Annotated in this window: 23 protein-coding genes, 3 tRNA genes and 1 riboswitch; of the genes, 12 read left to right on the top strand and 14 right to left on the bottom strand. The window is 61.2% G+C overall.

All coding sequences use genetic code 11. The features are described from left to right. The first annotated feature begins 120 nt into the window (after window positions 1–120). Window positions 121–888, top strand: a complete 768-nt coding sequence (locus ACNPAA_RS13700; protein WP_010673544.1) for a DODA-type extradiol aromatic ring-opening family dioxygenase — start codon at window positions 121–123, stop codon at window positions 886–888. Window positions 889–1,031: 143 nt separating this feature from the next. Beyond that, window positions 1,032–4,265: an ATP-binding protein gene (locus ACNPAA_RS13705; RefSeq protein WP_417891823.1), complete on the top strand. Its 3,234-nt coding sequence runs from the start codon at window positions 1,032–1,034 to the stop codon at window positions 4,263–4,265. A 243-nt stretch (window positions 4,266–4,508) separates the two neighbouring features. On the opposite strand, the gene ACNPAA_RS13710 is transcribed toward ACNPAA_RS13705, so the two are convergent. Further along, window positions 4,509–4,709 carry a YbfA family protein gene (locus tag ACNPAA_RS13710; RefSeq protein ID WP_010673543.1) on the bottom strand — a complete coding sequence of 67 codons (201 nt, stop codon included), beginning with the start codon at window positions 4,707–4,709 and terminating at the stop codon, window positions 4,509–4,511. 214 nt (window positions 4,710–4,923) lie between these two features. Here ACNPAA_RS13710 and ACNPAA_RS13715 point away from each other — a divergent pair, with 214 nt between their 5' ends. Beyond that, window positions 4,924–5,211, top strand: coding sequence for a hypothetical protein (locus tag ACNPAA_RS13715; protein WP_102948758.1), 288 nt, complete (start codon window positions 4,924–4,926; stop codon window positions 5,209–5,211). A gap of 63 nt (window positions 5,212–5,274) precedes the next feature. Here the strand turns inward: ACNPAA_RS13715 and ACNPAA_RS13720 are convergent. After that, window positions 5,275–5,348 (bottom strand) — tRNA-Cys (locus tag ACNPAA_RS13720). A gap of 55 nt (window positions 5,349–5,403) precedes the next feature. Then, window positions 5,404–5,479, bottom strand: a tRNA-Gly gene (locus ACNPAA_RS13725). A 249-nt stretch (window positions 5,480–5,728) separates the two neighbouring features. Between ACNPAA_RS13725 and ACNPAA_RS13730 the strand changes: the two genes are divergently transcribed. Next, entirely contained in the window at window positions 5,729–9,166 is a 3,438-nt protein-coding gene (locus ACNPAA_RS13730; protein WP_417891824.1) for an ATP-binding protein, read from the top strand. A gap of 387 nt (window positions 9,167–9,553) precedes the next feature. Here the strand turns inward: ACNPAA_RS13730 and ACNPAA_RS13735 are convergent. Then, a tRNA-Ser gene (locus ACNPAA_RS13735) sits at window positions 9,554–9,643 on the bottom strand. Between the two features lie 340 nt (window positions 9,644–9,983). On the opposite strand from ACNPAA_RS13735, the gene ACNPAA_RS13740 reads away from it, so the two are divergent. Together ACNPAA_RS13740 and ACNPAA_RS13745 are read left to right on the top strand one after the other, a co-directional pair. After that, window positions 9,984–10,901: a L,D-transpeptidase family protein gene (locus tag ACNPAA_RS13740; protein ID WP_042878776.1), complete on the top strand. Its 918-nt coding sequence runs from the start codon at window positions 9,984–9,986 to the stop codon at window positions 10,899–10,901. A 13-nt stretch (window positions 10,902–10,914) separates the two neighbouring features. Continuing rightward, on the top strand, window positions 10,915–11,907 hold the full coding sequence (locus ACNPAA_RS13745; RefSeq protein ID WP_417891825.1) for a DUF481 domain-containing protein: 993 nt from the start codon (window positions 10,915–10,917) through the stop codon (window positions 11,905–11,907). A 63-nt stretch (window positions 11,908–11,970) separates the two neighbouring features. On the opposite strand, the gene ACNPAA_RS13750 is transcribed toward ACNPAA_RS13745, so the two are convergent. The 3 genes from ACNPAA_RS13750 to ACNPAA_RS13760 all read right to left on the bottom strand — a co-directional run bounded on the left by ACNPAA_RS13750 (window position 11,971) and on the right by ACNPAA_RS13760 (window position 14,520). Further along, on the bottom strand, window positions 11,971–12,696 hold the full coding sequence (locus ACNPAA_RS13750) for a MaoC family dehydratase (RefSeq protein ID WP_010673529.1): 726 nt from the start codon (window positions 12,694–12,696) through the stop codon (window positions 11,971–11,973). 236 nt (window positions 12,697–12,932) lie between these two features. Continuing rightward, window positions 12,933–13,880 carry a 23S rRNA (adenine(1618)-N(6))-methyltransferase RlmF gene (rlmF, locus tag ACNPAA_RS13755; protein ID WP_029313997.1) on the bottom strand — a complete coding sequence of 316 codons (948 nt, stop codon included), beginning with the start codon at window positions 13,878–13,880 and terminating at the stop codon, window positions 12,933–12,935. 151 nt (window positions 13,881–14,031) lie between these two features. Further along, entirely contained in the window at window positions 14,032–14,520 is a 489-nt protein-coding gene (locus ACNPAA_RS13760; RefSeq protein WP_010673526.1) for a C40 family peptidase, read from the bottom strand. On the opposite strand from ACNPAA_RS13760, the gene ACNPAA_RS13765 reads away from it, so the two are divergent. The 3 genes from ACNPAA_RS13765 (at window position 14,438) to ACNPAA_RS13775 (ending at window position 16,365) form a co-directional block, all read left to right on the top strand. Then, window positions 14,438–14,701: a hypothetical protein gene (locus ACNPAA_RS13765; RefSeq protein WP_164882945.1), complete on the top strand. Its 264-nt coding sequence runs from the start codon at window positions 14,438–14,440 to the stop codon at window positions 14,699–14,701. The genes ACNPAA_RS13760 and ACNPAA_RS13765 overlap by 83 nt on opposite strands. A gap of 96 nt (window positions 14,702–14,797) precedes the next feature. After that, window positions 14,798–15,520, top strand: coding sequence for a 4'-phosphopantetheinyl transferase family protein (locus ACNPAA_RS13770; protein WP_417891826.1), 723 nt, complete (start codon window positions 14,798–14,800; stop codon window positions 15,518–15,520). After that, window positions 15,517–16,365, top strand: coding sequence for a tetratricopeptide repeat protein (locus tag ACNPAA_RS13775; protein ID WP_042017306.1), 849 nt, complete (start codon window positions 15,517–15,519; stop codon window positions 16,363–16,365). Before ACNPAA_RS13770 ends, ACNPAA_RS13775 begins: the two co-directional genes overlap by 4 nt. A gap of 140 nt (window positions 16,366–16,505) precedes the next feature. Here ACNPAA_RS13775 and ACNPAA_RS13780 read toward each other — a convergent pair whose 3' ends face one another. Beyond that, complete coding sequence (locus ACNPAA_RS13780; protein ID WP_010634682.1) at window positions 16,506–16,748, bottom strand: Lpp/OprI family alanine-zipper lipoprotein; 243 nt, start codon at window positions 16,746–16,748, stop codon at window positions 16,506–16,508. 225 nt (window positions 16,749–16,973) lie between these two features. Beyond that, a complete protein-coding gene (gene ribB, locus ACNPAA_RS13785; protein WP_010673523.1) occupies window positions 16,974–17,627 on the bottom strand; it encodes a 3,4-dihydroxy-2-butanone-4-phosphate synthase in 654 nt (217 codons plus the stop codon). A 104-nt stretch (window positions 17,628–17,731) separates the two neighbouring features. Further along, a riboswitch (FMN riboswitch) is annotated at window positions 17,732–17,889 on the bottom strand. A 209-nt stretch (window positions 17,890–18,098) separates the two neighbouring features. Here ribB and purU point away from each other — a divergent pair. Beyond that, window positions 18,099–18,935, top strand: coding sequence for a formyltetrahydrofolate deformylase (gene purU, locus ACNPAA_RS13790; protein ID WP_029313992.1), 837 nt, complete (start codon window positions 18,099–18,101; stop codon window positions 18,933–18,935). Window positions 18,936–18,993: 58 nt separating this feature from the next. Here the strand turns inward: purU and ACNPAA_RS13795 are convergent, their stop codons facing one another. Then, window positions 18,994–20,262, bottom strand: a complete 1,269-nt coding sequence (locus ACNPAA_RS13795) for a DUF945 family protein (RefSeq protein ID WP_417891827.1) — start codon at window positions 20,260–20,262, stop codon at window positions 18,994–18,996. A 109-nt stretch (window positions 20,263–20,371) separates the two neighbouring features. Then, complete coding sequence (cls, locus tag ACNPAA_RS13800) at window positions 20,372–21,853, bottom strand: cardiolipin synthase (protein WP_010673520.1); 1,482 nt, start codon at window positions 21,851–21,853, stop codon at window positions 20,372–20,374. Window positions 21,854–21,949: 96 nt separating this feature from the next. Between cls and ACNPAA_RS13805 the strand changes: the two genes are divergently transcribed. Continuing rightward, window positions 21,950–22,492, top strand: a complete 543-nt coding sequence (locus ACNPAA_RS13805; RefSeq protein ID WP_266141702.1) for a DUF1439 domain-containing protein — start codon at window positions 21,950–21,952, stop codon at window positions 22,490–22,492. 4 nt (window positions 22,493–22,496) lie between these two features. Here the strand turns inward: ACNPAA_RS13805 and ACNPAA_RS13810 are convergent, their stop codons facing one another. Continuing rightward, window positions 22,497–22,937, bottom strand: a complete 441-nt coding sequence (locus tag ACNPAA_RS13810) for a GNAT family N-acetyltransferase (protein WP_412674117.1) — start codon at window positions 22,935–22,937, stop codon at window positions 22,497–22,499. A 342-nt stretch (window positions 22,938–23,279) separates the two neighbouring features. Here ACNPAA_RS13810 and ACNPAA_RS13815 point away from each other — a divergent pair, with 342 nt between their 5' ends. Beyond that, window positions 23,280–24,020 (top strand): lytic transglycosylase domain-containing protein, encoded by a 741-nt coding sequence (locus ACNPAA_RS13815; RefSeq protein ID WP_053288174.1) that lies wholly within the window; start codon window positions 23,280–23,282, stop codon window positions 24,018–24,020. 104 nt (window positions 24,021–24,124) lie between these two features. On the opposite strand, the gene aqpZ is transcribed toward ACNPAA_RS13815, so the two are convergent. Continuing rightward, complete coding sequence (gene aqpZ / locus ACNPAA_RS13820; protein WP_417891828.1) at window positions 24,125–24,811, bottom strand: aquaporin Z; 687 nt, start codon at window positions 24,809–24,811, stop codon at window positions 24,125–24,127. A 300-nt stretch (window positions 24,812–25,111) separates the two neighbouring features. After that, the gene (ruvC, locus tag ACNPAA_RS13825) at window positions 25,112–25,633 is read right to left on the bottom strand and encodes a crossover junction endodeoxyribonuclease RuvC (protein WP_010673515.1); all 522 of its coding nucleotides are present in this window, start codon (window positions 25,631–25,633) and stop codon (window positions 25,112–25,114) included. Between the last annotated feature and the right edge of the window lie 133 nt (window positions 25,634–25,766).

The following is a 25,766-nucleotide window of genomic DNA, read 5'->3' on the forward strand; positions in this document are numbered from 1 at the left end:
AAGCCTGATTGTTAACCCATCAATAGGGGCAGATAATGACCACATCGTCAGCGGCATGTCGCCCTGGCCTCGGGTTGTCGGTGCGCCGCGCGCATCGGCACAACGCATATGGAGTCTGTCATGTCTATCGCCCCTGTCTGGTTCATCTCCCACGGCGCCCCGGATCTGGTCCTGCGCGATCAGCCCGCGACCCGGTTCCTGAAGCAACTGCGCCTCGAGGGTGCCAGAGGGCTGGTGGTGATCTCGGCCCACTGGTTCAGCCGAAGCGAGCTGCAGATCAACGTCGAGCCCAGCCCGGCCCTGATGTACGACTTCTACGGCTTCCCCGAGCCCCTCTACCAGATCCGCTGGCCCGCGACGAGCCCGCAATGGTTGCAGGAAGCGGTGAGCGATCAGCTGCTGCTGGCCGGCCTGCCCGCCACCCCGGTGCGCCGCGAGCTGGATCACGGAGTCTGGTCCCCCCTCTCCCTGATGGATCCGGACAGTGAACTCCCCCTGGTGCAAATCGCCATCCCGGCCAGCTTCACCCCGGCCCAGCTGTGGCAACTGGGGGAGGCATTGCAGGGGCTGCGCGAGCAAGGGATCGGCATCCTCGCCTCCGGCGCCATCACCCACAACCTGCGTGCCCTCGGGCCGGATGGCTCGCCGGTTCCCCAGTGGGCGAGCCAGTTTGCCCGCTGGCTGGAGCAGACCATGGCAGAGGGAGACAGGGGGGCGCTGGAAGAGTACCGGGCCCGGGCGCCGGGCGCGGTGGAATCCCATCCCCATGACGATCACCTGCGCCCCCTGTTTGTGGCGCTCGGCGCGGCGGGGGCCGACAGACCGCGAAAGCTGCACGACAGCTGGGATTACGGCAGCCTCTACATGGGGGCCTACCAGTTCGGTTGAGGGCGGGGCGGCCAGGCCGCCCTGCTTGCCGTGCTACCGCCGACGCGCGTGGAGAAATAGCGGACTCGTTATAGCCATTTTCCGGTAGAATGGCGGCCATTGGATGAGGCTTGGCAGGGATGGCTGTCGCGTCGGGTGGCTAGATGAACCTATATCGAACACTGATCCTGCTCTGTCTGCTCTGCCTTCAACCTGTGCAGGCCCTGACCCTGCACAGCCGCTACGATCCCGCCCCGCTGCCTCCCCGCTGGTCGGAGGCGGAGCTCGGATGGCTGCGCCAGCAGTCCCAACTGCGGGTCGGCATCCTGCAAGAGGACTACCGCCCCTTCACCATGATCGCTCGCCAGCGCGTCGAGGGGCTCAGTGCCGACTACATCGACCTGCTGGCCCGGATGCTGGACAAACCCGTTGCCCTGAGCGCCTTCCCCGACAAGGCGCACCTGCTCCGTGCCCTGGCACGGGGGGAGATACACCTCGCCAGCCTCGGCAATCTCACCCTGGCGGACAGTGACACCCGGGCCATCCGCCTGAGCAACCCCTATTTCAGCAGCCCCCTCGTCTTCTCCGTGCCCAGACGTTATCGGGGGGCACTGCTCACACCGGGACAGCGGGTAGCCGCCGTCCGGGATCAGATAGACAGGGCACGCTTTGGCCGCTACTACCCCACTCTCACCCTGGTGACCTATCCCTCCAACATGGAGGCGTTCGATGCGGTCTTCTTCGGCCGCGATGACATCCTGCTGGGGGATGCCCACGCCACCCACTACCTCAACAGCGAGCGCTTCGACAACCTTCGCCAGCGGGGCGAGGCCCCGCCCGAGCTTGCGCCTGCCGAGTTCCGCTTTGCCGTCCCGGCCACCGAGCCCGCCCTGCTCAGCCTGGTCAACCGGGGGCTGGCGGCCATCGACGACCGGGCGCGCAATACCCTCTTCACCCAGTGGAACGGGCCCATCCGCGACATGAGCGAGCGAAGCGCCGATCTCTATGATGCCGCCGAGCGGGCCTGGATGCGGCAAGCGCCCCCCATCAGGGTGTGGCTGATGGACAACCTCTACCCCTATGGCGCCCTGGATCATGACGGCCAGCTGGTCGGCATGACGGTGGACATGCTGGACAAGATCCGCACACGCACCGGCCTCACCTTCGAGTTCGTGCGGGCAGACTCCGAGGGTCAGCTGGCAAAAGCCATGCAGTCAGGCGCCATCGACCTCATCGGCGCCATCTCCCAGCAGGTGGCTGAACACTACGGGCTGCGCACCTCGGTGCCCTACGCCACCGACAACATCTATGTGATCCTCACCCGCCAGGAGGAACAAGGGATCGACACCATCCGGCGTCTGGCGGGCAAGGCGGTGGCGATGACGCGCCATGTGCCCCTCGCACAGAGACTGGAGGGCAGCCGCATCACCCAGGTGGAGAGTGCAGCAGAAGCGATGGAGGTGCTCGCCCAGGGACGGGTGGATGCCGCCATCGTGCCCCTCTATTTTGCCCGCCATGCGCTGGACAATGATCCCCAGAGCCCCCTGCGCATCGCCGGCCCCGCCGATGACGAGCCGATCCGGATGGGGTTTGCCAGCCTGCCCGGACAGGGGATGCTGATGGGGATCCTCGACAAGACCATCCTCGCCATCCCCCCCAACGAGCTCGCCATGATGAGTTACGAGTGGCGCAACCGCAAACTGCCGGTGCCCGGCTTCATGGATCGCCACGCCCACATCGTCTACCTGGTGTTCGTGGGGCTCCTCACCCTGGCGCTGGTGCTGCTCTATCGCAACCGCATGTTCAAGCGGATGGCCAGCGCCGAGCAGGCTTCCCGCCAGCAACTGGAGGCCCATGTCAGGTTCATCCGGGCGCTGGGGGAGAGCCTGCCCCACCCCATCGTCGTGCGGGACAAGAGCGGCAAGGTGCTGCTGTGCAACAGCAAATACCTGACCCAGCTCGGCGCCGAGCCAAAGGCCATCCTGGGTCAGCCCTTCGCCCAGGGGCTGTCAGGGGTACTCGATGCAGGCAGCATCGCCGTGCTGGAGCAGGACTTTGCCAGGGTATTGCAGGAGGGGCAGCCCATCTTTGCGGATCGCCTCTTCCATCACAGAGGCACCCAGAGCGACATCTATCACTGGATGGTGCCCTATTTCGACGGGGAGGGGGCCATCAGCGGGGTGATCGACGGCTGGATAGACATCACGGACCGCAAACGGCTGGAAGAGGCGCTGCGCGAGGCCAAACAGCAGGCCGACAGCGCCAGCCGAGCCAAAAGCGACTTCCTCGCCACCATGAGCCACGAGATCCGCACCCCCATGAACGCCATCCTCGGCATGCTGGAGCTGGCCACCGAGGATCCCGCTCTCAGCCGTCACAGCGGCGAGCTGCTGCGCATCGCCGCCGACTCCGCCAACGGCCTGCTGGATCTGCTGGGGGACAGCCTGGATATCGCCTCCATAGAGGCGGGCCAGATGACCCTGACTCCCACCCCCTGCGATCTCGCTCCCCTGCTCTCGTCCGTCACCCGGGTCTTTGCGGGCATGGCCGAGCAGAAGGGGCTGATCTATGAGGTCAGGCTGCCCGACACCCCCATGCCGAGGGTGCTGATCGATCCCCTTCGCCTGCGCCAGATCCTCTTCAATCTCATCGGCAACGCCATCAAGTTCACCGAGCAGGGCCGGGTCGCCATCACCGCCACCCTGACCGGGGGCGAGCAGCCTCCTGTGCTGCACCTCACCATCACCGACACCGGAGCCGGCATTCCCGCGGACAAGCTGCCCAGGCTCTTCACCCCCTTCTATCGCGCCCACGGCCAGGGCCAGTTCCCCGGCAGCGGGCTGGGCCTCAATATCGCCCGCATCCTGTGTCAGATGATGGGGGGGGAGATAGCCGTTCACAGTCAGGTCGGCGAAGGCACCCGCCTCGAGATAAGGCTGCCCCTCACGCTCGCCCAGCAACCCCCCGCCCCGATCACGGCAATCCCGGCGCCCCAGCCCCAGCCCCAGCCCCACCAGGCTCAACCCCTCCCCCATCGGCTGCATATCCTGGTGGTCGATGACAATAACGCCAACCAGATCCTGCTGCGCCAGCAGATCAAGCACCTGGGACACGACGTCAGTGTACGCAGCAATGGCCTGGAGGCCCTGCGCGCCCTCGCCAGCCACCCCTTCGATCTGGTCATCACCGACTGCCAGATGCCGGTGATGGACTGCTTCGAGCTGACCCGCAACCTGCGTGCCCTCGGCCATGACCTGCCCGTCTGGGGCTTCACCGCCCATGCCCAGCCTCGCGAGCGGGAGCTTTGCCTCGCCGCCGGCATGAACGACTGCCTGTTCAAGCCCATCGGCCTCGCTCGTCTGCGCGCGGCGCTGGCCACCCTGGGGCCTGCGCCCTGAATACCGCCAGCCCTTCCTCCCGTCATGTCACACGGGCGCGGATGAGAATGCGTTGGCATTTGCGGCATAAAGGGTCGCCCACAGGGACAAGAGACAACGTGGACCAGCCATGGATACAAGGCCGGTGGCGGTTCGAGCCCCATAAAAAAACCGACACCAGGGTGTCGGTTTTTTTATATCGGGAGGTACGCCCTGCCTGTCACGCCAGTCTGGCGCCGGGTGAAACGGGCGTCACGGGGAGGATCAGTAGAAGATCCGCTCCCCTCGCTCGCTCATCTTGAGCCAGACCGGCTTGGTGCTGGTCTTGCTCCAGATGCGGTGCAGGTAACTGTAGAAACGGGCGCGATCCCGGCGAAACAGCATCACCGGGAAGGCGAGCAAACCCGCCATCAGGACGAAGATGCGGCGAAGGATTATCTGAGTCAGGGAGAAGGGATGAAACATGATGTAACGCCTCACTGGTAAGACCACTGAACAAAGATTACGCCAATCATTGTAGGATTACTACACCGACAGCGCCATTTTTTGATAAAAAATGGGGCTAAAAGCCTAAAAATGAAACCGGGTTACATTCTTTAACTAAAAAACAACAAAGGTGGAAAAACGCGGCCCCTGTTCCAGAGTTAACGAGGACTGGACCAGAACGGGAGAACACAGGATGAAACTTGTGGATGCAGTGCTGCTGGGGGCATTGGGCGTGCTCGCCTGGAGCCAGTGGCAGGAGTGGCGGCTCAATCGTGACGTCGCCATCGACATCCCCTATCACGGGGTCCCCACCGCCAGCCTGTGGCAATGCGGTTTGCTGATAAAGGAGATGGCCGCGCTGGCAGAACAGGGGGGCGAAGAGAGGTCCGGATCCAGGGGCGAGGCATTGGCCGAGATGGATCAGCATCTGCACAAGACGTGGCAACGGGAGGGTTGTTCACGGCTGACTGACATGCAATGAAGCATCATCCTAGGCCGCCATGGCGGATGGACAACGTCAGTGATGTGGAAAACAGGGAGAAGATGGAGGCACGTTCCGGAGTCGAACCGGACTAAACGGATTTGCAATCCGCTGCATAACCGCTTTGCTAACGCGCCATGCTGACAAGGCATTGCCTTGAGAGTGATGTCCATGGTTGGTGCCATGGAGTATTGGAGCGGGAAACGAGACTCGAACTCGCGACCCCGACCTTGGCAAGGTCGTGCTCTACCAACTGAGCTATTCCCGCATGACTGCTTGCGTGCCAGTTGCCTGACAACGAGGCGCATTATACGTACCCCGAGCCCGGGCACAACCCTTTTTTCTCACTTTGAGCCCTTTCCCGTGCTGTTTGCTCACCCTTTAGACGCCTTGGTCGAAAATCCCCCCGCTCCCTGTGACCCGACGAGCGAATTTAAGATAAAGCCATTGAAATAGTTAGCCTTTAGTCAGAAACTCATCGCGCTTAGTAACTGGATTCTCAATTGAAAATCATGCGATGAAATGGAACTTCAGGCCTCGGGGGCTCAGACCGCAGCTGATGCTGGCTTTTTTCATGTTGGGCCTGGTGCCCTTCCTGGTCGTCACCCTGTTTTTCCTCTATAGCCACGGCAAGGATCTCACCACCCAGACCTCCAACCATCTGGTCTCGGTGCGCAACATCAAGAAAAACCAGCTGCAAGACTACTTCGGCAACCTCAAGGAGCAGATCATCAACTTCTCCCAGCAGGACTTTGCCGGCAACAGTATCGGTCGCTTCTACGGTTTCACCGGTGCCTTCGAGAAGCTCGGCACCACGCCGCAGGAGGCCCGCGCCCGCGCCCAGGCCCGCTATGTGCCGGGCTCCTGGGACAAGCTGCAACAACCTGACAGTCAGGTGGAGATAGAGCCCTCCATCAGCGCCCTCATCCTGGCGGACGAGATGTATGGCCGCGTCCACCAGCGCTTCCATCGCGGCTACGCCGACATGGTGCGCAAGTCCAACTACAGCGACATCTTCCTGGTCGACCTCAACGGTGACGTGGTCTACTCGGTCACCAAGCAGGCCAACTTCGCCACCAACCTGCTCTCGGGACCCTACCAGTCCAGCGGTCTTGGCAACACCTTCGCCAAGATCAAGCGCCGCCTCGATGGCGGCCAGAAGCCCCAGCAGATCTTCGAGTTCACCGATTTTGGCCGCAACGAGCTGACCGGCCAGGTGGTCGCCTACCTCGCCGCTCCCGTGATGCAGTACGACTATGTGCGCGGCGTGGTCATCTTCGAGCTGCTGCCGGACAAGCTCAACCAGATCATGGCGGAGCGGGAGGGGCTCGGCGCAACCGGCGAGACCATTCTCATCGGCCCGGACAAGCGGATGCGCGCCAACGCCTGGCTCGCCCCCGAATTCAGCGTGGAGAACAGCTTCAGCCCCGACTTCCGACCGCTGCAGACCCCCCTTATCATCAAGGCCCTCTCCGGGGAGCAGGGGGTCGGCCCCTTCCTCTCCTACCACGATGACGAGGTGCTGGCCGCCTATACCCAGGTGAAGGTGTTCGATACCGAGTGGGCCTTCATCGCCGAGATCTCCACCAGCGAGGCCTATGCCCCCATCCGCCAGCTCGAGACCCTGGTGATCCTGCTGGGGGCAGGCTCACTGCTGCTGCTGATCCTCTTCTCCCGCTGGCTCTCCCACTCCATCACGGCGCCCCTGCGCTCCCTCACCGCCGCCGCCGAACAGGTGGCGGACGGCGCTCTGGATCACCCCATCACCATCCCCCGCACCGACGATGACATCGACCGGCTGGCCCAGGCGTTTCGCCACATGCAGCGTTCGGTGAAGGACAAGATCGAGCTCATCGAACGCCAGACCCAGGAGCTGCAACAGCAGGTCAAGCTGACCCACAAGCAGAACCTCAGTCTGCAACAGGCGGACAAGCTCAAAGACGAGCTTCTGGCCAACACCTCCCACGAGCTGCGCACCCCCATCCACGGCATCAAGGGGATGGCCGAGTCCATGCTCGCCAGCCAGCAGGACCTGACCGAAGGGCAGCAGAAACAACTCGGCCTCATCATCAAGAGCGCCGACGGTCTGGCGCGCCTCGTAGACGACTTGCTCGACTACCACCAGATGCGCTACGGCCAGCTGGAGATCCACCCCCAGCCGGTCTCCTCCAAGGGGGTCATCCGGCTGGTGCTGGATCTCTGCCAGCACCTGGTACAGGCCAAGCCCCTCACCCTGGTGGACAAGAGCCCCGCCGAGCTGCCCCCTGTGCTGGCGGACGAGCAGCGCCTCGAACAGGTGCTCTACAACCTGGTGGGCAACGCCATCAAGTACACCCCCCAGGGCAAGGTGGTGCTGAGCGCCCTGGTGGAGGGCAACTTCCTGCGCATCAAGGTGACCGACACCGGCATCGGCATCGCCAGGGACCATCTGGATCACATCTTCGAGCCCCTGGTGCAGATGAGCCCGGAGGTGAGCAAGCAGGGAGCGGGCCTCGGTCTCTCCATCACCCGCCAGCTGGTGCACCTGATGGGGGGGGAGCTGTTCGTGGAGAGCGAGCCGAGCGTCGGCTCCACCTTCGCCTTCACCCTGCCGCTGGCCAGCGGCAAGGCGGGCAGCCTGACCCTCGACAGCCGCCAGATAGAGCACCAGCTGGTGCGCCAGCAGCCCGTCATCCTGCCGGACTGGGAGAGCGAGGATCTGCCGCCCCCGCCGCAAGATGCCCCCGTCATCCTGGTGGTGGACGACGAGCCCATCAATTTGCACATACTGCGCCACCTGCTGCAGCCCTGCGGTTATCGCATCCTGCCCAGCAGCGACGGCCACGACGCCCTGACCAAGCTGGCTCAGGAGCCGGTGGATCTCATCTTGCTTGACGTGATGATGCCCACCCTCTCGGGCTTCGACGTCTGCCGCCGTCTGCGCCAGCAGCACCCCAAGGAGAAGCTGCCGGTGCTGCTGCTCACCGCCCTCAACCAGCCCAAGGAGATTGAAGAGGGTTTCAACGCCGGGGCCAACGACTATCTGGTGAAACCCTTCTGCAAGGAGGAGCTGTTCGCCCGGGTGAGAGCCCTGCTGGAGGCCAGCGCCGGGCGCGCCTCCCTGGTGGAGAACCGCCTGCTCAAACAGGAGATAGAGCACCGTCTGCTGCTCCAGGAGCAACTGCACCAGGATCAGGAGCGGCTCCTCGCCCTGCTTGGCGAGGGGGCCGATCCCATGGTCTTCCTCGATGAGCAAGGAGGGGTGCTGTTTGCCTCCCGGGCCCTGGCGCGCCTGCTGGGTCAGGAGCCGGAAGCCATGGAGGGGCAGAGGCTGGACGAGTGGCTGGCCGCCCCGCTGGCAGGCCAGTGGCCCGACATGACCGCGCAGCCGGAGCGGGAGCTGGACTTCCTGGTGGCGGGCCAGCGAGACACCCTCAACGCCCGCGCCCTGCCCATCAACCTGGGGGGGCAGCACGCCTATGCGCTGACCCTGGGCACAGAACCGCGTCAGGACGACAATCGCATGGCTGCACTGGAGAACGCCCTCAAGAGCCTCTCTCGCCAGGCCATCATCGAGGATGGCCAGTTGCTGGGGGAACTGAGCCGGCTGGGAGGGGAGTTCAGGTCGCTGGCGGACGATCTCATTCGCCAGCAGGATGACGAACCTCTGCGCCGCGCCCTGGTGGACACCATGCGTCTCACCCTGGAGACCTGGCAGCAGAGCACCGGCAAGGGCAAGATAGTGCTGGCGGAGAAGAGCAAGCTGTGGCGGGTCTACATGGACCGCTCCAGTCCCCAGACCCGCACCCTCGACAAGTACCTGAACCTCGACACCCTGCCCAAGGCACCACGCTGGAAGACGGTGGTGGCCAGCGCCGAGTACGTGCTCAAGCACTGCGCCCTGAACGAGGTGCAGCACCAGAGTCTGCACCAGAGCACCCAGCGCCTTCGCCAGCTCGCCAGCCGCAAGGCATGAGTCTCCAACCCGCAGCCACGTTGCTCTGATGATGGCTGCGGGGTAGAAAACCAAGCACCAATAGCGAGCTCTGGACACATCGACTCGCAGGCTTTCTGCGCCTATCAGGGGGATCGCGATGGCTGAGCTCGCGGGGGCGGCCAGATGACCCTGCAGGTTCGGGCCCATGCCCCATCACCATGTTGGTGATGACCCCGGGAGAACAGTCTGGGCTGGCAAGTGGCTAATCAGGTGAATAGACATTCGAGAGAATGGGTGAGGCTTCGCGACCCCGTGACCACAGGCCCCAAATCGGAAAAGACATTGGGAGATGGCTGAGGCGGGGGATGGACAGAGATGAGATAGAAATGACAAACCCGCGACGGACGCGGGCTTGAGGGGAATAAATGGCGGAGAGACAGGGATTCGAACCCTGGGTGGCATTGCTGCCACAATTGATTTCGAGTCAATCCCGTTCGGCCACTCCGGCATCTCTCCACGGGCACTCATATTGACCCAACCCTAGCCGGGAAATCAATGTAAATCTCGTTGCAGATCAGACGACTGGCGATAAAACCGCCATCCGGCGATCCCGCCCCTCCCAACGCCAGTGACGTTCACCCGGCAGCGCCTCCTCGCTCACTGTCTCCACCCTGTACCCGGTTCCGGGCGGGTGAATACGGCGAGCCTGATGGGCCGGTGACACCCGGTGACGCTCTCGCCACCGCCCTCCCGGCAGTCATGGTGCCGGACTGGTAATCCCCGCGGGATTCGTTGACAATCTCTGCTCATTTTTTGGAAGGGAACCCGTCCCTCGCCCCAGCCGATAGGAACAACCATGCTCAACACTCGTATCGTCTCACTGCTGCTGGCCGCCGCCAGCCTCTGGGCCGCACCTGTCTGGTCCAACACCTATCCCCTGCCGCCAGCGGACAGTCGTCTCATCGGCGCCCTGGAAGATTACATCGTACAACCTGGCGATCATCTGGAACTGGTCGGCAAGCATACCCGGACAGGCTTTCTGGCACTGCTCGAAGCCAATCCCGGCGTAGACCCCTATCTGCCCACCCCGGGCACCCGGCTCACTCTGCCGACCCAGATGCTGCTGCCCGACGTGCCGCGAGAAGGCATCGTCATCAACCTGCCTGAACTTCGCCTCTACTACTTCCCCAAGGGCAAGCAGGAGGTGATGGTGCTGCCCATCGGGATCGGTGACATCGGCCGCGAGACGCCGGAGATGACCACCACCGTCATTGCGAAAAATCCCAACCCGACCTGGGTGCCCGGCCCCATGGTCCGCAAGTCCTGGCTGGAGCAGAAGGGGATCGATCTGCCCGCCGTGGTCCCCCCCGGCCCCGACAATCCCCTCGGCAAGTTCGCCATGCGTCTTGGCTATGGCAACAAGGACTACCTCATCCACGGCACCAACAAGGATTTCGGGGTCGGTCTGCGAGTCAGCGCGGGTTGTATCCGGCTGCGCCCGGATGACATCGAAACCCTGTTTGGTCTTGTTCCCGTCGGCACCCCGGTCCGGGTCATCAACCAGCCGGTCAAGATGGCGGTGGAACCCGACGGTCGTCGCTGGCTGGAGGTACACTCCCCCCTCTCCCGCACCGAAGCGGAGATGGCACAGGGGGCGCCGCTGGTGCTCTCCCCCGAAGCCGAGCAGTTCATCGCTGCCCCCGACATCGACAGTGCCCGGGTGACCGCCCTGCTCGAGCGCAAGAGCGGGCTGCCCAAGCCCGTGAGCGGCTGAAGGCCTGACCAACATGAACAGAACGGGTCATGTGGTTTGCCTGTTGCTTCTGCTGCCTGGCTCCGCGGCGATGGCGGACATCCTCTGGATGCGCAACGGCGATCGAGTGAGCGGGACCATAGAGGAGATCACGGACGAGCAGATCCGCATCAAGCCCGCCTACAGTCAGGCCATGACGGTCCCGCGCCACGCCATCAAACGATGGCGTCTGGACAAGCAGGAAAAACCCAAGCCGCTCACCAAGACGGGGATCCCCCTGCTGGACTCTCCTGACGAGGCCAATGCCTGGCTGCTGACAGGGAACGGGGATCTCAACATCAAGCTGAAGGAGAACACCAAGAAGACCAACAACGTCAATCTCAAGGTCTCCACCGAGTTTGCCAATCTGGACTGGCGTTACAGCCTGGATGGCGAGTACATCTACGAAACGGCGAACAACATCACCGACAGCCACGAATACAAGCTCAAACCCAAGCTCGACTTCTTCTTCGACGATCACTGGTTCCTGCGATCTTCCGTCGACATCGATTACAACATGATCGATGCCGGCTATCTGGAGATTGACTATGCTTCCGGCCCCGGCTACCGCTTCTGGAATGACAGGCAACGCCGGCTGGAGCTCATTACACAGCTCGGTCTGGAGCGGGCCTATTTCAGGCCGGAGGTGTGGAGCAATTCCGACCTGTTTGACGACAGGATCATCAATTACCCCTTCGTCAGCCTGGGGTGGGACTACCGGCAGCCCTGGACCCTCTGGGAAGAAAAATTCGAGCTGTTTGGCCAGGGCAGTTATGAAAAATTCGTCGATCAACCCTCCCCCTACCTGACCAGAAAGCAGTCCGTCAGCGGCAGCCTGGGCCTCAGGTACTATTTCAACGATCACCTGCGCCTCTCCTGGTCAAGCGAACTGGATTGGGACGATGCCTGGCTCGACTACCACGGCCTGCACAGGGATGTGAGCGAGAAGGAGTGGCGTCACCTCATCACCCTGGGAGCGAGTTTCTGACCCGCCAGAAACGACACAGGCCCACCGAAGTGGGCCTGTGTTCATGGACGCAAGACGAGCGCGTCAGAAATAGATCCGGGTGACCGACTCGATGACGCAGCCAGGGCGGCGGATCCCCTCGATCTCTATCTTGATTTCCTTGAGGAGCTCGATGCCCCCCTTGATGGGCGTGACACGCGACAGCTTGGTACGGGCGCGGATATTGCTGTCCACCTTGATGGGGTAAGGGAAGCGGACCTGCTCCAGGCCGAAATTCACCACCATGCGAGCTGTCGGGAACTCCGGCGTGCTCTCGTCCACCGAACCGGTCAACTGGGGCAGCAGGGCCAGAGTCAGGAAGCCGTGGGCAATGGTGGTCTTGAAAGGAGACTCGGCTGCCGCACGCTCGGGATCGGTGTGGATCCACTGATGATCGCCGGTCACGGTCGCGAACTGGTTGATCAACGCCTGGGTGACCTGCAACCACTCGCCCACATGGGTCTCTTCACCGATGCGGGTCTGCAACTCGGCATAGAGTGCCGCCGCTTCGCCTTCGAGCTCTACCACGGGATCCTGCGCCAGGGCAGGCTGGCCATTCGCGACCTGGGTGACTCTGGCAGCCTCTTGCTGGCGGGCATCCTGGGACTCCCCCTGCAGATCCAGCACTCTTCCCAGCAAGGGGTGAAGGTGTGCCTTTTGCTGAAACTCACGCCAGTAGTCGCGGATCGCCGGAGAGAGCCAATCCTTGAGCTCAAAGGGGTGTTGCGCCAGAATTTCGCGCTTGTGCTTCAGAAAATCGACAACTTTCATTTACCGATCCCTATTCGATTCAAAGCCTGTAAAGAGGTCTAACCAGTCCTATTTTATGAAAGTTTCATCAGCAAGTACAAAAAAATCTCGGCGTACACCTGTACCAGGCGCGAAAGTGGTCACTAACATGCGAGCAAACACGGGCAGGAAAACGATTGAATGTAAGGCTGCAAACGAATCAACATCTGAGCTGAAAAAGAGACGGGGCCCGTGTCGCCACTGAGCCCCGTCCTCGATCATCTCCCCTGGGCGGTCCACCAGCTCTTGCGCTGCTCATCGTCCAGGAAACTCCAGGCGAGGATCCGGCTCACCTTGTTGCCTTGCGCCATGTCGAGCACGCGAACCTCCCGCGCCCCCACCCGAGCCAGCGCCTTTCGTGCGGCAGGCAGATTTTCCTTTTTCGACACCAGCGAGCTGAACCAGAGGCATTGGCTGGCAAACTCCTTGCTCTGCTCTATCATGGCCGCCAGAAACGCCGCCTCGCCCCCCTCGCACCAGAGCTCAGCCTTCTGACCGCCGAAATTGAGCACGGGCGCCCCGGCCACTGCCTGGCCCTTGCCCAGGTTGCGCAGCTTGCGCTCCGTCCCCTTGCTCGCTTCCGCCAGAGAAGCATGAAACGGCGGGTTGCACAGAGTCAGGGCAAAGTGCTCCTTCGGCCCCAGGATCCCGCGAAAGACATGCTTGGGGTTACCCTGATGACGGCATGTGATCTGGTTGCCCAATCCATTGCTGGTGGCCAGCAGGGTCGCCGCCTTCACCGACACAGGATCGATGTCTGAGCCCACGAAGCGCCAGCCATACTCCCGGGCGCCCAGCAAGGGATAGATGCAGTTGGCCCCGACACCGACATCCAGCACTCGAACCTGCTTGCCCGTCGGTACGCATCCCGCGCTCTCCGCCAGCAGATCCGCGACGCGGTGCAGATAATCGACCCGCCCCGGGATGGGCGGGCAGAGGTAGCCAGGCGGCAGATCCCAGTGTTCGATGCCATAGTGCAGCGCCAGCAGCGCCCGGTTGAGCGCCTTGACGGCGGCCGGATCGGCGAAATCCAGGGTCCGGGTGCCGTGCTCGTTGACGAACACGAAAGGCGACAGCGCCGGGGTACGCAGGCAGAGCGCGTCAAAGTCGTAGGGGGCCTGATGGCGATTGCGCGGGTGCAATCCGGTTTTCTGCTGGGGTGTCATGCTGGACCTGCCGAGGATCAAGGGGGCCACACTATAGAGAGTCGGCCAGGGAAAGTCTAAAAGAGGGCCATAAAAAAACCGGACCCTGAGGGTCCGGTTCAAGTGAGGTTGGAAAAACAGTCCGTACTGCGAGCCGTTTGTCCAGCCTGACTCAGATATCGATCCGGCGTGCCTGCCAGAACTTGTTGCGCCAATACACATTGTCGAGCTTGGAGCGCGTGACGCCGGCACGGAAGGAGACATGGATGAATTCACCGTTGCCGACATAGATGCCGACATGGTTCAGACGCGGGTTGATCTTGAAGAAGACCAGGTCCCCCTCGACCAGATCCTGCTTGGAGACGCGAGAGCCTTCGTGGACCTGGGAGCGGGTATCGCGGGGCAATTCGATGCCGATGGCATTGCGGAACACTTCACGGGTAAACGCCGAGCAATCGATACCTCGTTCTGTGGTACCGCCATAACGATAGGGGGTACCACGCCACTCTTTGTATACGGTCAGGATTTCGTTGACATCCGGGGTAGGCGAAACTTCGGGTTCAATCACGGGTTCCATCATGGAAACCTCGATCTTGCTCGCGACCTCGGGTTGGGGTGCCGAAGCACAACCTACCATTCCGAGCGCGACCAGCAGTAGCATCAGGTGGCGCAATCCTTTATCCCCGCAAAAAAGAGTGAAACTTGTTAAAATGCAGCCCGACAGGGCAATTTATAAGGCAACAGCACCCGACTATATCCAAGAATTCTATCGAGGCAAGCGAAAATCCCAATCGACCTCACATTTTTGCAAGGAAATGCTCTGTTTAGCGCAATTTATGTGATCATGGCCAAACAATATACAATCTTGAAAGCATCGGTTTCGGCCTCTCCAAACGGATTGTTATCGCTACTTCGACCCCATTTTTAAGTGAAATATTATGCTTTCTGCGGATCTCTATTTGTTAAATACCGCGCTCGTCGATACTGAACAGCTGATCGGGCTGTCATCCGGGCTCTCCCCGGAGGAATACCGCCACTGGCACGAGATCCGCCAACCCGGCCGCCAGCGCGAGTATCTGCTGGGACGCGTGTTGCTTCGCCGCCTGCTGGCCGAACGCCTCCACTGCCCTGCCGGCTCTCTGGCCTTTCACATCGGCGAGCATGGCAAGCCGATGCTGTGCAACCACCACTGGCAGTTCAACCTCAGCCACAGCGGTGACTGGTTGGTGCTCGCCCTCTGTCGGGAGGGTCCCCTCGGCGTGGATATCGAAATGGGCCTGCGCCGCCGCCCCATACTGCCGCTGGCCAAACGCTTCTATGCGCCAAGCGAATACCAATGGTTAAACGCCCTGCCCCGAGAGGAGCAACATTCGGCCTTCTATCGGCTATGGTCTCGCAAGGAAGCTGTGCTCAAGGCGCATGGCGACGGTATTTCCGCAGGACTCGACAAGATCTGCTTCCTTCCGGAGCAGGCATGGCAGCTCAATAATCACCTCGACAATCGCCACTATGAAATCCGCGACTGGCCCGCGGGCAGCGGATGGCTCAGCCTGGCTGCCCCGACTCGCAGGGTCGATGCCCATCTGCTGGATGCGCGCTTGAATTCCACCCCGCTGGACCCCATGTTGATCCACACCATTTTTCGAGAGTCAGCCTCATGATCGTCGACATCACTCCCCAGAACTTCCACGCAGAATTGCTCGATGCGTCCATGAAAAAGCCGGTCGTCATCTATTTCCACGCGCCCCAGATGCCGGAGTGCCAGGCCATGACCCCGCAAGTGGAAGCGCTGGTCGGCCCGGCCAATGCGGCGGTGACCCTGGCCAAAGTCGACATGAACGACCCCCAGTTGCAGCCTCTGGCCAGCCAGCTTGCCTTGCGCGCACTGCCCGCGCTGGTGCTGTTCCATCAGGGGCGCCCGGATGAACAGGCCATTCTGGAAGGGCCGCAGGATGAAGCCACATTGCGCCAGTATTTCGCCGCCTTTGCCCCCAAAGAGGAGGAGTTGCTGCTCGATCAGGCAAAGCAGGCGCTGGAGAACGGGCAAGCCGATGTGGCGCACACCCATCTTGGCCAGGCCCATCGCCTCGCCCCCGAGCGTCACGACATCACGCTCTGGCTGATACAGGCCGCGCTGGATCTCAATCTCCTTGACGAGGCGCAGAGCCTGCTTTCGACCATCCCCATGGTGGCACAGGATGACCATTACCAGACCCTGAGCTCCCGCCTCTCGCTGGCGCTGCAGGCCAGCGACAGTCCTGAGCTGCGCGCCCTGGAGCTGCGCCACGCTGAACAGTCTGATGACCATGCCCTCGCTCAGGAGCTGGCGGTGCTCTACAGCCAGGTTGGTAGACAGGAGGAGGCGTTGGCTCTGTTGTTCACCATCCTCAAACGTGATCTCGCCTTTGGCGATGCCAAGAAGATCTATCTCGATGTGCTGGCAACCATGGGCGCACACCCGGCGGCGCAGAGTTATCGTCGCAAGCTCTACAGCCTGCTCTATTGAGCGACAGGAAAATCAGAAGAGGGGATGCCGATTCGTCGGCATTGCCTTGTCAGGCGGGTTTCAGCGGGGAAACGCGGTAATTTGATGAATTTCAGGCAAAAAAAAATGGCGCATTGAAATGCGCCATTTTTTCGCATGGATTACTTCTTGTAGGAAGTAGCCATGTTGTCGATGCGCTGGTTAGCACGCATAGCTTCTTGCTTGGCTTCTGCAACATCAGCAGCGATCTTGGACTGATCAGCACGAACAGCGCTAACATCTTGAGCCAGTTGGTCAACTTTGTTAGACAGATTCTGAACGGAAGTTTCCAGTTCGCTGGTGTTTGCACAACCGCCCAGCAGAGCGGACAGACCAACAACACCTACCAACAACATTTTTTTCATTTTTAAAAGCTCCCTTTAACTCGCCAGACGTTTAGCAAGCGGCGTGATTATGGCACAAAAAAATCATAGTTTGGATAGGCCTCATCACAGATAAATGCGTTAAAACCCTCATTTTTTTTTAGCTGCACACTTTCCGTACAAACTTTAAGCAAAAATGAGTGTCCCTGGATGAGGTTCGCACAAAGCGTAACCAAAATTTGGGCTTATTACAATTTCGTATGAGGCTCAGGCTGAACGTTCTGACAGCAATTGACGATATTGCACCAGATCTTCGATGGTCAGGACCGGCATCCGGTGCTGACGACCGAAGGCCACCAGGTCCGGCAACCTGGCCATGGAGCCATCTTCCTTGGTCAACTCGCACAAAACTCCATAAGGTTTGAGCCCGGCGAGCTGCATCAGATCGACGGTCGCTTCGGTGTGACCACGGCGGGTCAGTACCCCACCCGTACGGGCGCGCAGCGGGAAGACATGGCCGGGTCGATGCAAATCGGAGGGCCGGGCTCCGTCGGCGATGGCCGCGCGGATGGTGGTGATGCGATCGGCGGCGGACACCCCGGTGGTCACCCCCTGCGCCGCTTCGATGGTCACGGTGAAGGCAGTCTGATAGTGGCTGGAGTTGGCCTCCACCATCATCGGCAGCTCGAGCTGGCGAACCCGCTCGTCGGTCAGACAGAGGCAGACGATGCCGGAGCACTCGCGGATCATCATGGCCATCTGCTCGTTGGTCATGGTTTCTGCGGCAAAGATGAGATCGCCTTCGTTCTCACGATCTTCATCATCGGCCACCAGCACACCCTGACCGGCACGCAGGGCGGCCAGCGCGGCTTCGACGCGAGCAATGGGATCACCGAATTCACTGAGTAGAGACTGATTCATGGTAAGACTCCTAAAAAAGACAAGGACCAGAATCAGGGCATGGAAAGGCAGACAGAAGTAGCCATGCGGCGGCCAACCCGGCAGGGTCTGGCCAGCAATATCTGTCTTATCCTCTTTCATCCGGACTATGACCGTCGGCTCCGGCATCTCACCGGATCTGCTGACCCCGTCCCGGATGAATGCCGGGTCGGGCGCTCGCGGGCTCCCCGAGTCACATCGGGATACCGCCGGTGGGGAATTTCGCCCCGCCCTGAGAATAAGCGCAGACAGCCTAAAGAAAAAAGACGCAGGATGCCAGCCAAAAACCCATCAAAGACAAACCGGGAGCTGGCTGCACTGCAATTTTCGCGCGAGCACCACCCGATACACGGCGCGCTGTCCTTTCTGATTTCGTTTGTGGCATAGTGCCAGCAAAAACGCGCGCGCCCGCGCAGACCGGGTGCCAACATCACAAACGGAATCATGACAGAGATGGAAAAGAAAATACTGCTGACCGATTGCCCCGATGCCAAGGGTCTCATCGCCAAGATCACCAACATCTGCTACAAGCACCAGCTCAACATCAACAAGAACGACGAGTTCGTGGATCACGAAAACGGCCGCTTCTTCATGCGCACCGAGCTGGAAGGGCGCTTCAACGACGAGACCCTGCTGGCCGACCTCGATGATGCCCTGCCTGCCGGCGCCCAGCGTCGTCTCGTCAAGGCGGGCAAGAAGCGCATCGTCATCCTGGTGACCAAGGAGACTCACTGCCTCGGCGACATCCTGATGAAAAACTATGCCGGCGCCCTGGACATGGACATCGTCGCGGTCATCGGCAACTACGACACCCTCGCCGAGCTGACCGGCAAGTTCGACATCCCCTTCCACTGCGTGAGCCACGAGGATCTCAGCCGCACCGAGCATGAGGAGCAAGTGCGCACGCTCATCGATGGCTACCAGCCGGATTACGTCATCCTGGCCAAATACATGCGTGTGCTGACCCCAAGCTTCGTGGAAGCCTATCCGCGCAAGATCATCAATATCCACCACTCCTTCCTGCCTGCCTTCATCGGCGCCCGCCCCTATCGTCAAGCCTTCGACCGCGGGGTCAAGCTGATTGGTGCCACCGCCCACTTCGTCACCGACGATCTGGATGAAGGCCCCATCGTCGAGCAGGACGTGATCCACGTCGATCACACCTTCAGTGCCGATGACATGGCCAAGGCCGGACGCGACGTGGAGAAATCCGTGCTGAGCCGGGCGCTGGAACTGGTGCTGAACGAGCGGGTCTTCGTCTACGGCAACAAGACCGTCGTGTTCAAGTAAGCGGCTGCGCGCACCCCAGCAAAAAGGCTCCCGAGGGAGCCTTTTCATTGCGCGGCACTCACGGGTGCAGCGGCAGACCATTGACGGTCACGGCCCCTTTGTCGAGCTTGAGCTCGGCCTGAAGCTGTGACTCCTGCGCCTTCAGATATCCCATGGCAGTGAATTGCTCCAGCATGGGGGCCAACTGGGGTACGGCCTGGCCCAGCTTCTCCCCAAGGTGGGCATGCAGCAGACCGGAGAGTGCCTGCATCCCCTCCTCGCTGCCCATCAACTGTGCCAGGGTGGTGGGCGCCAGCTTGGCCTCCCCTTGCAGGCTGACAAGCTCACCGTTCAATCGCGCACTCAGATCCGCCAGTTCCAGTGTGGCCCCTCTCTGGAGCATCTTGTCCAGCGCTTCCTGGATGGCCGCTTCGTCCACCCGTTTGCTGCTGGCCTCTTGCAGCGTCTGATACCCCTCGAGATCCAGCCCCTTGAGGGAGAGATCCAGATTTCCCTGGGTCAGCGCGAGCCGGTCTTCCTCGCTCTCCATGTTGAGGGTCGCCACCTTCATCTGATAGCGAGTGGAGAGCGTCTGAAGATCGTCCCCCGCCAGCTCGGTGGCCGTGGTCAGCCCCTCCAGCGTGATCTTGACGTTCCCCGGCTGGGTCAGGGTGAAGGCCGTGAGGGTCGCATCGCTGCGGGGAGAGAGCCAGAGCCCGCTGATCTCGGCCATATCGGCACTGCCCTTGAGATCGGCCAGGGCCAGATCTGTCTTGCTCTGGGCATCGTGGACCGTCATCCCCAACCAGTGGGCGGTGAGATGACCATTGCCGTCGAGATCCCCACGATAGTCGCCGTTCAAGGGCAGGAAGGTGAACTCGTTGAGCCCCTCCTTGACCTTGAAGTCACTCACCCAGAAGCGGGAACTGTTGCTCATGGTCCAGAGGCTGCTCGCCGATTCTGCCCCCAGTTGCCACTGCTGCATCCCCAGAGAGGTCAGGATGGGCGCCAGCGTGCCCTGTGCGGTATCAAGCTGGAGGTGACTCTTGATATAGAGCGGCAACAGGCGGCTGTTGAACGCGAACTGCATCTCGATGGGTTCGCTTCCCGCCAGCTGGGGATCAAAACTCGCCAGCGTCTGGGGCGGCACCACCACCTTGAGTACGCCGTCGCGGGTAAACAGATTCTCCGTCTCTGGGCTCCAGGTGACTTCGATCCCGCTCTCCTGCTGCGCCCTGGCGATCTGCTCGGCCAGGATCCGGTCGAACGTATTGCCCGTGTACCAGCAGGCGCCAAGCCCTCCCACCACCAACACGGCTCCGACGGCCAAGGCCACTTTTTTCTTCATCAGTTCTGTTTCTCCACAATAGTTCAATGGCGGGTGCATGGGCGCACTCTACGGGGAGGATGGGCATCAACACAAGCCAGACAACGGCTTGGGGTCCACGCTCTGGTTGTCACAGCAGGGGGCTGAACAGGTAGAAGATGTTCTCAAGCAATTTTTTGTACCAGGGGCGGGCACGCCACCTGGTCAGTGACATGGGGGTAGCCTCCAGCATGTAGCCCTGCACCAGCTGGTTCATCTCGGCGACAAACACCGGGTTGTCGATGAGCAGGGTGATCTCGAAATTGAGCCAGAGACTGCGCCGGTCGAGGTTGACCGTGCCCACCAGGGCGAAATCATCGTCCACCAGCACGCTCTTGGTGTGCAGCAGTCCGGCATCATAGCGGTATATCTCCACTCCTGCCGCCAGCAGATCCTCCATGAAGGAGTTGCTGGCGTGGTTGGCCATCAGGGAGTCGTTGCGCGCAGGCAGAACTAACTGCACCAGCACGCCGCGGGCCGCCGCCGAAGAGAGGGCCGCAGCCAGCGGATCGTCCGGCACGAAATAGGGGGTGGTCAGCACCAGATGATGACGAGCCTGGTAGATGGCGAGCAGCAGGCTCTGCTGGATGCAGTCACCGCCGACGAAGGGGCCGGAGGGAATGAGCTGGGCCCGATAGTTGGTCTGTGGCCAGGCTTCCGGCTCATGTTGCAGACTGTCGAGCAGCCGTTCGCCGGTCTCCATCTCCCAGTCCCAGACGAAGGTGGACCACATCAACGGCACCACGGGGCCCTGCACCCGGATCATGATGTCGACCCATTGGCCGACCCCGGCATCCTGCTTGAAGAAACGGGGATCCACCATGTTCATGGAGCCGGTGTAACCAACCTTGTCATCGATCACCACCAGCTTGCGGTGCATGCGCAAGTCCTGACGCTGGAAGGGGATTCGCCAGGCGCCGACCGGCAACACTTCCACGACTTTGACACCAGCGGCACGCAAGGTTTTGGGCCAGGAGGAGCGGAAGAAGGTCTTGCTGCCGATGGAGTCGAGCAAGACACGACAATCCACGCCGCGTGCCGCCACCTCCATCAACGCCTCGCACACCTCGTCCACATCCCCGCCGGGGTGCCAGATGTAGAACTCCAGATAACAGGATTGGGAGGAGCCCCGGATGTCGCGCACTATCTCCTCTACGATGCTCTTGGGCTTGTGCAGCAGGGTCATCCGGTTGCCCGAGAGCATGGGCATGGCCAAGCGCCCCTGGATCAGATCGTGGAGCGGGCGTGCCTTGCTGCCCACCTCGCAGCAGTGCTGGGGGAAGAGGCGCGCGAGCTGGCGGATCCAGATGGCGTAAGGACGGTACATGGCCTGGGCCCGCTCCGCCCGCTTGCGACCGAGGCGTATCTCGCCAAACAGCACGTAGAAACCGACCCCGGCGAAGGGGATGGCATAGATGAGGGCCAACCAGGCGAGGGATACCCCGATGGGACGTCGCTTCATCACCACCCGCAGGGAGATCCCTGCCACGATCACGGTGTGAAACAACAGCAACAACCAGCCGAGAAAGCGGGAAAACAGCAACTGAATGTCGTATTCCAGACCGTCGAGCAAGGCGACTCCTTGGTGTATTGGACAGATGGCACGGGCAGACCCCACAGGGTCGGGATGGTATGCTATGGGGCACACCCATTCTATCAGGTCGTTAGCATGATCCTGCAATCTATGCTGCTGAGTCTGGCCATGCTAGGTCAAGGCTCATATGACATCAATGAGCAGCAGATAAATCAGTACCTGCAATCCCAGGTGCAAGTGGACAAACAGCTGGAATTGCCCGGCATCATCAAGGCCCATGTGCTACTCGAGCAGAGCGATGTGCAGATTGGTCGCCAGAGCCCGGATACCGCCAGGGTGTTTGGCAAAGGCAAGTTGAAAATCGCGCTCCCGGATCAGACCGAGTACGACGCGCGCCTCAACATGACCTATGAGGCGAGGCCCCGCTACGACAAGGCCAAGAGTGCGCTCTTCCTCGACAACATGAAGCTCATCGATTACAAGCTGGAGCCTGCCGCGGCGGAACAGAAGTTTGGTTTCATGCTGAGGATGCTGCTGCAGAGCATGGAGAAACGGCTGGAGACCCAGCCTGTCTACAAGCTGGATGACAGGGACCCCAATCAGGCCTGGCTCAAGGAAAATCTGCTGGGGCTGGAGCTGTCACCAGGCAAGATCCACCTGCTGACCAAACCCCAATAAGATCTCAGTTGAAAACAGGCGCCTTCGCCTGGCGCACCAGCAGCTCGATCTGGTAACCCTGTTCGTGCTGCTGGTGATAGAGGGAGTGAAGGGGTCCGTCGAGTTCATGCAGGGGAAGGTGGTCAAATCCCGCCTTGAGGTAGAAGGGTTTCTCGAATGGCAGGGCGTGACAGATCACGGGCTTGTCGGAAAGATCGCGGCAGGCATGCTGCAGCAGGCGGGACCCCAGCCCCAGAGACTGGTAGTGAGGGAGCAGACGAAAGCCGCACAAGTGGTAGTAATCCTGTTCATCGCGCAGGCGCACCGCCCCCACCAGCCAGTGCGCATCACGAACCACAAAAATCCGTTCTGCCAAATCCGGCACATAGTGGGAAAACGTCGTCTCGTAATAGTCTCTGATGAGGGAAAGATCCGCATCACAGTACTCTTCGAATGTGAGCTCCATCGCTCGCCTGCTTGTCATGCCCATTTCGCTCTGGCCATACCGGCCCTCTCCTGCTCGCTCTCTGGCTCCACGAAGAGATCTGACCAGAGTGGAGCAACAGCAAGATAACACGCCTTTAACTTACAAAAAAGCCAATAACTAGATGGAAAAGACGAGGTTGCGATCATGCGTCCCTTGACGCCATGAGCCGCGCCCCTTGTCCTGAGTGAGCACACAGGTGGGACGTCCCTCTGCCATCACATTTCCAGCCTCCCCTGTTCACGGGCACTTGTTCTGCGCCATCCCGAATGCTTTACTCAACGTGGCTAACGAGGCTTAAGGAGCAAGCCGTTGAAAGCATGGATGTTGCTGGGCATGATGCCGCTGTTTTCCCACGCAGCCCCGGCTCAGATACCGCCGCCGGCAGAGGTGGTGATCCTGACCCCGGAGACGGCTGTCTCCTCCCCGGTTCCCACGCCGCGTACCGTGGCACTCACCACGGCGCCGCTCCCCTCCCCTGAACCCGCTAAGCCTGCAAGCCGTCAGATCCAGGTCTACAAGTCGGTACAAAAGAACGGGGTCATACGCTATTCCGACATGATGCCGGAGCAGGGTCACTACGAACTGCTGCTGTTCAACGACTGCTATGCCTGCGATCCGGCGTCCAAGGTCAACTGGCGCACGACAGGCCTCTTCCTCTATGACTACGCCAGCACCATACAGGCGGCAGCCAAGGCTTATCAGGTCGAGCCTGCCCTCATCCGGGCACTTATCCATGCCGAGTCCGCTTTCAATCCTCTGGCCGTCTCCCGCAAGGGCGCCATGGGACTGACCCAACTGATGCCCGCCACGGCGCACGAGCTCGGGGTCGGCAACGCCCTGCTGGCGGAGCAGAACATCTTTGGCGGGGTGAAATACCTGGCGGGTCTGCTCAAGCAGTATGACGGCAATGTGGCCCTGGCCACCGCCGCCTACAATGCAGGCGCCGGTGCGGTGCAAAAACACGGCGGCATACCGCCCTATGCCGAAACCCGGGCATATGTGGAACGGGTCAAGCTGCTTCATCAGCGCTACAAAGAGATGCTGAGCGCCAAGGGACTGTGATCATGCCGCACCCTATCGTCAGCATGGCGCCCTGCCCGGTATTCCTTCAGACATAAAAAACACGCCCGGGGGCGTGTCGATACCACACGTTAACTAGCAACACATCACTCTTTCGTGGCGATCACACGATAGGCCAATGCACCCAGAATGGCACCGACAATGGGGGCAACCCAGAACAGCCAGAGCTGGCCCACGGCCCAGTCACCGACAAAAAGCGCCACCCCAGTGCTGCGCGCCGGGTTGACCGAGGTGTTGGTCACCGGAATGCTGATGAGGTGAATGAGGGTCAGGCACAGACCGATGGCGATGGGAGCAAACCCGGCCGGCGCACGGCTGTCGGTGGCACCCATGATGACAAACAGGAAGAAACCGGTCATCACCACTTCACACACCAGTGCGGCCAGCAGGCTGTAACCGCCGGGGGAATGCTCGCCATAGCCGTTGGAAGCAAAGCCGGCGCTCACATCAAAACCCGCCTGTCCGCTGGCAATGACATAGAGCACGCCACCTGCCACGATCCCACCAAGCACCTGGGCCACGATGTAGGGCAGCACGTTGGAGACCGGGAAGCGACCACCAGCCCAGAGCCCGACTGTCACGGCCGGGTTCAGCTGGCAACCCGAGATATGACCGATGGCATAGGCCATGGTCAGCACAGTCAGGCCGAACGCCAGGGCGACGCCCAGCAGGCCGATCCCCACATTGGGGAAGGCGGCAGCCAGCACGGCGCTCCCGCAGCCCCCCAGCACCAGCCAGAAGGTTCCCATAAATTCAGCAGCAAAAGGTTTCACTCTTGTCTCTCCCATGATGACTAACACGCGAACCTGAAAGGCTCATACGGAGACTGTTATTGAACAGGCGCCATATTATGGGAGTGTGGCGGAGCAAGACGAAACCGACCCGGCTCATCGCGGATATGTGATGACGGTCACAAGTTATTGATAAAGTAGAAAGATATTCACCCGCCCGGTGCGCTTCTCCACGGGAGTCCTATGGAGGGACGCGACAGATTGTGACCCGACCAGCGATTCTGTCAGCAGCTCCGGCACCCGGCGCTCCCCTGCCAACACCGGGTAGCCCTCCTCCAGGGATCAGCGATAACGGCCGCGCACCGATCCGCTGGCCCGCCCGGCCATGCGAATGAGGCTCTGACGGGTATGGAAGTGGCAGAGCGCCACCCCGAGGGCATCCGCCGCATCCGCCTGGGGGGTGGCAGAGAGCTTGAGCAGATGGGTCACCATGTGCTGCACCTGCTCCTTGGCGGCGCCACCGGTGCCCACCACCGCCTGCTTGATCTGGGTGGCCGAATACTCGCTCACCGGCAGCAGGGCGTTGACCGCCGCGACGATGGCACTTCCCCTGGCCTGGCCGAGCTTCAGGGCCGAGTCCGCGTTGCGCGCCATAAAAACCCGCTCGATGGCGAACTCGTCCGGCTTGAACTGGGTGATGATCTCGCTCACCCCGTCATAGACCTGCTTCAGGCGAGACGGCAGCTCCCCCAGATCGGTGCGGATGCAGCCCGATCCCAGATATTCCGCCTTGCCCGCGACGATGCGAATGACCCCGTAACCGGTGATGCGCGAACCGGGATCAATCCCCAGAATGATGCTCATGAACGGAATACCCCGCCTACTGCGGTCAGCCATCTCATCTCCGACACCTTCTTCATTGCGATCTCTGCCCTGCTGCTCTTGATGGCCGCCAAGATAACAAACCCGCCTTCGCTTGGCTCGCTCGCTGGCACCT

The organism is Aeromonas sp. PS2Canimalfood6 (genome assembly GCF_048276795.1).
Taxonomy (GTDB): domain Bacteria; phylum Pseudomonadota; class Gammaproteobacteria; order Enterobacterales; family Aeromonadaceae; genus Aeromonas; species Aeromonas caviae.

Excerpts from the sequence above, each read along its gene's own strand:
- ACNPAA_RS13700 (WP_010673544.1), top strand. The coding sequence starts at position 121 with ATGTCTATCGCCCCTGTCTGGTTCATCTCCCACGGCGCCCCGGATCTG.
- ACNPAA_RS13705 (WP_417891823.1), top strand. The coding sequence starts at position 1,032 with ATGAACCTATATCGAACACTGATCCTGCTCTGTCTGCTCTGCCTTCAA.
- ACNPAA_RS13710 (WP_010673543.1), bottom strand. The coding sequence starts at position 4,709 with ATGTTTCATCCCTTCTCCCTGACTCAGATAATCCTTCGCCGCATCTTC.
- ACNPAA_RS13715 (WP_102948758.1), top strand. The coding sequence starts at position 4,924 with ATGAAACTTGTGGATGCAGTGCTGCTGGGGGCATTGGGCGTGCTCGCC.
- ACNPAA_RS13730 (WP_417891824.1), top strand. The coding sequence starts at position 5,729 with ATGAAATGGAACTTCAGGCCTCGGGGGCTCAGACCGCAGCTGATGCTG.
- ACNPAA_RS13740 (WP_042878776.1), top strand. The coding sequence starts at position 9,984 with ATGCTCAACACTCGTATCGTCTCACTGCTGCTGGCCGCCGCCAGCCTC.
- ACNPAA_RS13745 (WP_417891825.1), top strand. The coding sequence starts at position 10,915 with ATGAACAGAACGGGTCATGTGGTTTGCCTGTTGCTTCTGCTGCCTGGC.
- ACNPAA_RS13750 (WP_010673529.1), bottom strand. The coding sequence starts at position 12,696 with ATGAAAGTTGTCGATTTTCTGAAGCACAAGCGCGAAATTCTGGCGCAA.
- rlmF (WP_029313997.1), bottom strand. The coding sequence starts at position 13,880 with ATGACACCCCAGCAGAAAACCGGATTGCACCCGCGCAATCGCCATCAG.
- ACNPAA_RS13765 (WP_164882945.1), top strand. The coding sequence starts at position 14,438 with ATGGAAACCTCGATCTTGCTCGCGACCTCGGGTTGGGGTGCCGAAGCA.
- ACNPAA_RS13760 (WP_010673526.1), bottom strand. The coding sequence starts at position 14,520 with ATGCTACTGCTGGTCGCGCTCGGAATGGTAGGTTGTGCTTCGGCACCC.
- ACNPAA_RS13770 (WP_417891826.1), top strand. The coding sequence starts at position 14,798 with ATGCTTTCTGCGGATCTCTATTTGTTAAATACCGCGCTCGTCGATACT.
- ACNPAA_RS13775 (WP_042017306.1), top strand. The coding sequence starts at position 15,517 with ATGATCGTCGACATCACTCCCCAGAACTTCCACGCAGAATTGCTCGAT.
- ACNPAA_RS13780 (WP_010634682.1), bottom strand. The coding sequence starts at position 16,748 with ATGAAAAAAATGTTGTTGGTAGGTGTTGTTGGTCTGTCCGCTCTGCTG.
- ribB (WP_010673523.1), bottom strand. The coding sequence starts at position 17,627 with ATGAATCAGTCTCTACTCAGTGAATTCGGTGATCCCATTGCTCGCGTC.
- purU (WP_029313992.1), top strand. The coding sequence starts at position 18,099 with ATGGAAAAGAAAATACTGCTGACCGATTGCCCCGATGCCAAGGGTCTC.
- ACNPAA_RS13795 (WP_417891827.1), bottom strand. The coding sequence starts at position 20,262 with ATGAAGAAAAAAGTGGCCTTGGCCGTCGGAGCCGTGTTGGTGGTGGGA.
- ACNPAA_RS13805 (WP_266141702.1), top strand. The coding sequence starts at position 21,950 with ATGATCCTGCAATCTATGCTGCTGAGTCTGGCCATGCTAGGTCAAGGC.
- ACNPAA_RS13810 (WP_412674117.1), bottom strand. The coding sequence starts at position 22,937 with ATGGAGCTCACATTCGAAGAGTACTGTGATGCGGATCTTTCCCTCATC.
- ACNPAA_RS13815 (WP_053288174.1), top strand. The coding sequence starts at position 23,280 with ATGTTGCTGGGCATGATGCCGCTGTTTTCCCACGCAGCCCCGGCTCAG.
- ruvC (WP_010673515.1), bottom strand. The coding sequence starts at position 25,633 with ATGAGCATCATTCTGGGGATTGATCCCGGTTCGCGCATCACCGGTTAC.